The following is a 6,299-nucleotide window of genomic DNA, read 5'->3' as shown; positions in this document are numbered from 1 at the left end:
ATAATGCCACAAGAACTCCAACTTCAAGTATCGCCTGAAATAGCAGCAAACGAAAGTTTGCTCTATGAGCATGTGGCAAAATTAGTTCGGGTTTCTACTAAATTGGTTCATAAAGTCGAAATACTGAAACGTTCCATAGATGCGCGTCAAAAAGCGATAAAAATCAATCTTAAAGTTTCAGTTTATTTAATAGATGAAAAATATATAGAACAAAAAATTGAACTTCCTAACTACGAAAATGTTTCCAATAAAAAGGAAGTCATTATTGTTGGTGCCGGTCCAGCCGGACTTTTCGCAGCTTTACAATTAATAGAATTAGGTTTAAAACCTATAGTTTTAGAACGCGGTAAAGATGTCCGTGGGCGTCGTCGCGATTTGAAAGCCATCAATGTGGATCATATGGTCAATGAAGATTCGAATTATTGTTTTGGCGAAGGCGGAGCCGGAACCTATTCTGACGGAAAATTATATACGCGTTCTAAAAAGCGTGGCGATGTAGACAGAATTCTTCAGTTATTAGTTGGTTTTGGTGCTACGCCCGATATTTTAGTCGAAGCACATCCGCATATCGGAACCAATAAATTACCGAAAATCATTCAGGACATTCGAGATAAAATTATTGAATGTGGCGGAAAAGTTTTGTTCGAAACCCGCGTTACCGATTTAATCATTAAAAATAATGAAATACAAGGTGTTGTTACACAAAATGGCGATACGATTGCTGCCAACAAATTGATTTTAGCCACCGGACATTCGGCACGTGATATTTTTGAATTATTAGACAGAAAAAAAATTTTAATAGAAGCAAAGCCTTTTGCAATTGGTGTTCGTGCAGAGCATCCACAGGAATTAATTGATAAAATTCAGTATAGTTGCGATTTTCGTGGCGACTATTTACCACCAGCACCTTATTCAATTGTCAAGCAGGTTAATGGTCGCGGAATGTATTCGTTTTGTATGTGTCCCGGAGGTGTAATTGCTCCTTGTGCTACTAGCCCTGGTGAAGTGGTAACAAATGGTTGGTCGCCTTCAAAAAGAGATCAGGCCACAGCCAATTCGGGTATTGTAGTCGAATTAAAATTGGAAGATTTTAAACCCTTTTCCAAATTTGGAGCTCTTGCTGGAATGGAATTCCAAAAAAGCATCGAGCAAAAAGCTTGGTATTTGGCAGGTCAGACTCAAAAAGTTCCCGCACAGCGAATGATTGATTTTACACAAAATAAAGTTTCCGCATCTATTCCAAAAACTTCTTATGTTCCCGGTACGACTTCGGTTGAAATGGGACAGGTTTTTCCAAATTTTTTAACTCAAATATTACGTGAAGGATTTTCTCAATTTGGAAAATCGATGAGTGGTTATATGACCAATGAAGCCATTCTTCATGCTCCTGAAAGTAGAACTTCCTCACCAGTTCGTATTCCACGTGACAATGAAACTTTAGAACATCCACAAATAAAAGGATTGTATCCTTGTGGGGAAGGTGCTGGTTTTGCCGGAGGTATCATTTCAGCAGCTATTGATGGAGAGAAATGTGCTTTGAAAATTTCGGAAGTTATAAAATAATCCACTTGTTTTTAACTACTACGTTTTAGTTAATTTCTTTTTATAAAAGCCTGTCGAAAGTTTTTATATAAACACTATTTTTATAAAAAATCAACTTATATGAATACTATTCCAACCGAATTTCAGATTACTTCTTTATTGCATCAGGATACTTATTTAGTCAACGGAGAATTAAAAAAATGGACAGGAGAAACTTCAGAAGTCTATTCAACTATATCCTCAACTCAAAACTATTCACCAACATTATTAGGTTCAATTCCAACAATGGGAGAAGCTATCTCAGATGAAGTAGTGAAGTCGGCTGTTGCTGCTTATGATAAAGGACAGGGGATTTGGCCAACAATGAAAGTCATTGACCGAATCAAATGTATGGAAAATTTTGTTTCGCAAATGAAGGCTACCCGAAGCGAAGTAGTGAAATATTTAATGTGGGAAATCGGAAAATCATTAGGCGATTCGGAGAAAGAATTTGACAGAACTGTAGAATATATTTATGATACAATTGAAGATTACAAACAGTTAGACAGAAACAATGCGCGATTTACTAAAAGTCAAGGTGTAAATGCTATGGTTCGTCGTGGGCCACTTGGGGTTGTTTCGTGTCTTGGTCCTTATAATTATCCGTTAAATGAAACTTTTTCATTATTAATTCCTGCAATAATAATGGGAAATACGGTTATTTTCAAACCAGCTAAACACGGCGTTTTATTGATTTCACCCTTGCTCGAAGCGTTTAGAAGTAGTTTCCCAAAAGGGGTTATTAATATTGTTTATGGTAGAGGTAGAGATGTAGCTTCTCCAATTATGAAATCTGGGAAAATAGACATTCTAGCATTGATAGGAAACAGTAAATCAGCTATTGAATTGCAAGATCAGCATCCCAATAAAAACCGTTTGCGTTTGATTTTAGGATTAGAAGCTAAAAACCCAGCGATTATATTACCTGATGCCGATTTAGATTTGACTATTCAAGAATGTATTACGGGAACTTTGTCTTTCAATGGTCAACGTTGTACTGCACTTAAAATTCTTTATGTTCACGAATCAATTGCTGCCGAATTCAATCGAAGATTTACCGAGAAAGTAGATGCGCTTCCTTTTGGAAATCCATGGGAGAAAGGCGTTTCATTAACTCCATTACCAGAAAAAGATAAGCCCGATTATATTCAGGAATTAATAGATGATGCTACAAGCAAAGGTGCTAAAGTTATTAATGCTAAAGGAGGGAAGCGTTCGGATAATTATATTTATCCGGCTGTTTTGTTTCCGATAAATAAAGAAATGCGTGTATATCATGAAGAGCAATTTGGACCGGTAATTCCCATTCTAACTTTTAAAGACATTCAAGAACCATTAAACGATATGGCAGAATCAAACTATGGACAACAAGTGAGTTTGTTTGGAAAAGATATTAAGACCATTGCGCCATTAATCGATACTTTAGTAAATTTAGTTTGTCGCGTGAATTTAAATAGTTTGTGTCAACGTGGTCCCGATGTGTATCCGTTTACGGGAAGAAAAGATTCCGCAGTGGGAACATTGAGTATTCATGATGCCTTGCGTTCGTTCTCTATTCGTACATTTGTAGCATCAAAAGACAATACTTATAACAATGCGATTTTACAGGAATTGCTTAATAGTAAAGAATCGAATTTTATCAATACTGATTATATTTTATAAAGAAAAAGTCCTGAGTAATCGGGACTTTTTTTATGAAACTTATTTCTTTGCAACAGCTTCTTCATAGCGTTCGGAAACTTTTTTCCAATTGATTATTTTGAAGAAGTTGTCAATATATCTTTTGCGTTTGTATTGATAATCTAAATAATAGGCGTGTTCCCAAACATCGAGATTTAATAGTGGTATGCCTGAAACTGTTTGTTTTGGCGTCAAAGGATTGTCCTGATTTGATGTACTAGTTACTTGCAATTTCCCGGTTTTATCAACAACTAACCAAACCCAACCTGAACCGAATTGCTTATCGGCAGCATCAGAAAATTCTGTTTTAAATTGTTCAAATGAACCAAAATCTCTCGTAATAAGTGTAGCTAACGTGTCTTTAGGTTGTCCGCCCGATTTAGGTTTCATGCCTTCCCAAAAAAAACCATGATTATAAAAGCCACCTGCATTATTTTTTAAATCAGGATTACTGCCATCACATTTTTTTAAGATGTCTTCGATGGTTAAGTCGATTAATGTTGGGTCTTCAGCTACTAATTTATTTAAGTTGTTCGTATACGATAAATAATGTTTGGAATAATGCATTTCCATTGTCAGGATACCAATACTTGGTGAAAGTGCATTGTATTCGTATGGTAATTTTACCAATGAGAATTGTCCGTCGTTTGCAGTAACGTCATCAGGTTGCCCAATTGTGATTTTTTCTTCGGCAGATGGTAATGGCACTTCAACAACTTCGGTTAATTTTTTTCTTTTACAGGAAGGTAAAAGCAGCGAAAGTGAAAAGCATAAAACAATTGAAAGAATCTTCGATTTCATAAATTTACTTTTTACTATTTGCAATTTCGTGTATTGCTTCTGTGTATAATTCTTTTGCTTCGTCGATAGATAAGTGGCTTATTTGCATCCAAGCATTAGTTTTAAACGCATTTCGCAAGTCAAAATCAGCAGAATTATTATAGTTGATAGTACCAAAAGTAGCTTGCTTATAATAGGCATACAATCGCAATTGCACATCTTGTGGAAGTTCAGATTGTGACATTTTTGAAGCAATTTCTACTGCTTCCTGAAATCGAATATCTAATTCTTTTTCATTCATTTCAGTTTATTCTTTTGTTGCAATAACCGTTTGGTTTCCAACTGCATTTTGCTGAAGTTTCACTTCTATTGTTGTTCCCAATGGGAAAAACATATCGACTCTGGAACCAAATTTGATAAAACCGGCATCATCTCCTTGACGAACCTGCATCCCTTCTTCGGCATAGTTTACAATTCTGCGTGCTAGAGCACCTGCAATTTGTCTATATAAAATTTCACCAAAAACTCTATTTTCAATAACAACGGTTGTTCTTTCGTTTTCTGTACTTGCCTTAGGATGCCAAGCTACCAAATATTTTCCAGGATGGTATTTACTATATTTTACTTTTCCACTAACAGCATAACGCGTGACGTGTACATTTATGGGCGACATAAAAATGGAAACCTGTAAGCGTTTATCCTTGAAATATTCTTCTTCAAATACTTCTTCTATAACTACTACTTTTCCATCAACTGGTGCCAAAACAACTTTGTCGTTGGCTTCTATTCTTCTATTCGGATTTCTGAAAAATTGTAAAATCAATACTAAAAAAAGCAAAGTTGCTATTTGTATGGTTTTTTGTAGCCAGAAAATCGAAATTAATTCAGGTGTTAATAATGTTATTGCAACCGTTATAGTTGTTGCTATTAAAATAATTTTTCCGCCTTCTTTATGAAACATAATATAAGATTTGATAAAACAAATAAACAAATGGTGCTACAAATATAATACTATCCAAGCGATCTAGAATGCCGCCATGGCCTGGCATTATATTTCCGCTGTCTTTTACATCTGCGATTCTTTTAAATTTTGATTCGATTAAATCTCCAAAAGTACTGAAAATGCTAATAATTACCGCACTTATTGTCCATATAAACATTGAGCCTTCAATGTAATATTTTGAAATTAAAATTGATGTAATTACCGAAAATACAATTCCGCCAATAAATCCCTCTATTGTTTTTTTGGGAGATATTCTTTCTATTAGCCTGTGCTTCCCAATCGACTTTCCTACTACATAAGCAAAAGTGTCATTTGTCCAAATTAAGACAAAAACACTTAATATAATTTGAGGATTATAACCATTCTTACCAAACGGAATCTTTGTAATAATTATAAAAGGAAGAATAACATATCCAAAGGTGTATACATATTTGGAAAGCGTTTCGAATTTCTCTTTTTTTGAATTGAAAAGAAGTAGTAAGCATTTTAAAGAAACAAACAGCGTTGCTATTAAAAGCAAAATATCATTTGTCTTATTCGTTCTGAATTGACTTGCTAAACAATAGGCTATAGTGCCTAAAAGTATTGGTGCTGTTTTGTTTAAATGAATTAATTGACAAAATTCATAAACGGCAATTATCATGAATATTCCGAATAGTAAATAAAAACTATTAACAGAATAAGAAGTAGCAATTATAAGAAGTGCAACATATACTACACCAGATAACAACCTCTTTAACGTTTCATTCATTTTATAAATCTTCTAGAAGCAGCAGATATAAATTCTTTGCACTGCTTCCATATTGAAGAAAGTCTTCATCTTTAGCTTTCTCGAAATATTTTATAGTAGTAATATTTGTTGGATAATCTTTTTCGTATTTCTTTTTAATCACACGAAGTCCATCGCTTTTTGCTTCTAATATTTGACTAGTTGTAGCTAAAATAATGATGTTGTTAGGCAAATCATTTGGTTTGTTTTGTTTGATTTGGTTTGAAGAAAAAAGCACCGAACCTTCATCGGCAATCAAGTTTTCACAACTGGCAAATAAAAACTTTGGATTAGTTGGTTTATCGTAAAGTAGTTTATTCTCGTCTAACATGCTATAAAGCTTTGGTTCATAGCATAAGGCTTCGCACTCGAACCAATCATTCTCTTCTAAAATATTTAGAAATTGATCTTTTACTTCGTTTAAGTTTTCACAATATAAAAACTTACCACCATTTTTTTTGAAGTTATAAGTAAACTTTTCGTCTA

Annotated in this window: 7 protein-coding genes; 2 read left to right on the top strand and 5 right to left on the bottom strand. The window is 34.2% G+C overall.

All coding sequences use genetic code 11. The annotated features are described in order from the left end of the window. The first annotated feature begins 3 nt into the window (after positions 1-3). A complete protein-coding gene (locus ACOYLP_RS10080; protein ID WP_422856045.1) occupies positions 4-1,563 on the top strand; it encodes an NAD(P)/FAD-dependent oxidoreductase in 1,560 nt (519 codons plus the stop codon). A gap of 99 nt (positions 1,564-1,662) precedes the next feature. Beyond that, positions 1,663-3,243, top strand: coding sequence for an NADP-dependent glyceraldehyde-3-phosphate dehydrogenase (locus ACOYLP_RS10075; RefSeq protein WP_422856044.1), 1,581 nt, complete (start codon positions 1,663-1,665; stop codon positions 3,241-3,243). Positions 3,244-3,282: 39 nt separating this feature from the next. On the opposite strand, the gene ACOYLP_RS10070 is transcribed toward ACOYLP_RS10075, so the two are convergent. From ACOYLP_RS10070 to ACOYLP_RS10050, 5 genes are all read right to left on the bottom strand, one after another. Next, a complete protein-coding gene (locus ACOYLP_RS10070; RefSeq protein ID WP_422856043.1) occupies positions 3,283-4,062 on the bottom strand; it encodes a superoxide dismutase in 780 nt (259 codons plus the stop codon). Between the two features lie 4 nt (positions 4,063-4,066). After that, positions 4,067-4,342 carry an acyl-CoA-binding protein gene (locus ACOYLP_RS10065; RefSeq protein ID WP_422856042.1) on the bottom strand — a complete coding sequence of 92 codons (276 nt, stop codon included), beginning with the start codon at positions 4,340-4,342 and terminating at the stop codon, positions 4,067-4,069. 6 nt (positions 4,343-4,348) lie between these two features. Further along, entirely contained in the window at positions 4,349-5,002 is a 654-nt protein-coding gene (locus tag ACOYLP_RS10060) for a phosphatidylserine decarboxylase family protein (RefSeq protein WP_422856041.1), read from the bottom strand. Then, positions 4,992-5,795, bottom strand: coding sequence for a phosphatidate cytidylyltransferase (locus ACOYLP_RS10055; protein ID WP_422856040.1), 804 nt, complete (start codon positions 5,793-5,795; stop codon positions 4,992-4,994). Before ACOYLP_RS10055 ends, ACOYLP_RS10060 begins: the two co-directional genes overlap by 11 nt. Before the next feature lies 1 nt (position 5,796). Then, on the bottom strand, positions 5,797-6,299 hold a 503-nt coding region (locus ACOYLP_RS10050), incomplete at its 5' end, for an LUD domain-containing protein (protein WP_422856039.1).

The organism is Flavobacterium sp. (assembly GCF_049318325.1).
Classification (GTDB): Bacteria; Bacteroidota; Bacteroidia; order Flavobacteriales; family Flavobacteriaceae; genus Flavobacterium.
The sequence above is the reverse complement of the archived record's forward strand: the minus strand, read 5'-3'. Positions and strand labels throughout refer to the sequence as shown.

Excerpts from the sequence above, each read along its gene's own strand:
- ACOYLP_RS10055 (WP_422856040.1), bottom strand. The coding sequence starts at position 5,795 with ATGAATGAAACGTTAAAGAGGTTGTTATCTGGTGTAGTATATGTTGCA.
- ACOYLP_RS10060 (WP_422856041.1), bottom strand. The coding sequence starts at position 5,002 with ATGTTTCATAAAGAAGGCGGAAAAATTATTTTAATAGCAACAACTATA.
- ACOYLP_RS10080 (WP_422856045.1), top strand. The coding sequence starts at position 4 with ATGCCACAAGAACTCCAACTTCAAGTATCGCCTGAAATAGCAGCAAAC.
- ACOYLP_RS10075 (WP_422856044.1), top strand. The coding sequence starts at position 1,663 with ATGAATACTATTCCAACCGAATTTCAGATTACTTCTTTATTGCATCAG.
- ACOYLP_RS10070 (WP_422856043.1), bottom strand. The coding sequence starts at position 4,062 with ATGAAATCGAAGATTCTTTCAATTGTTTTATGCTTTTCACTTTCGCTG.
- ACOYLP_RS10065 (WP_422856042.1), bottom strand. The coding sequence starts at position 4,342 with ATGAATGAAAAAGAATTAGATATTCGATTTCAGGAAGCAGTAGAAATT.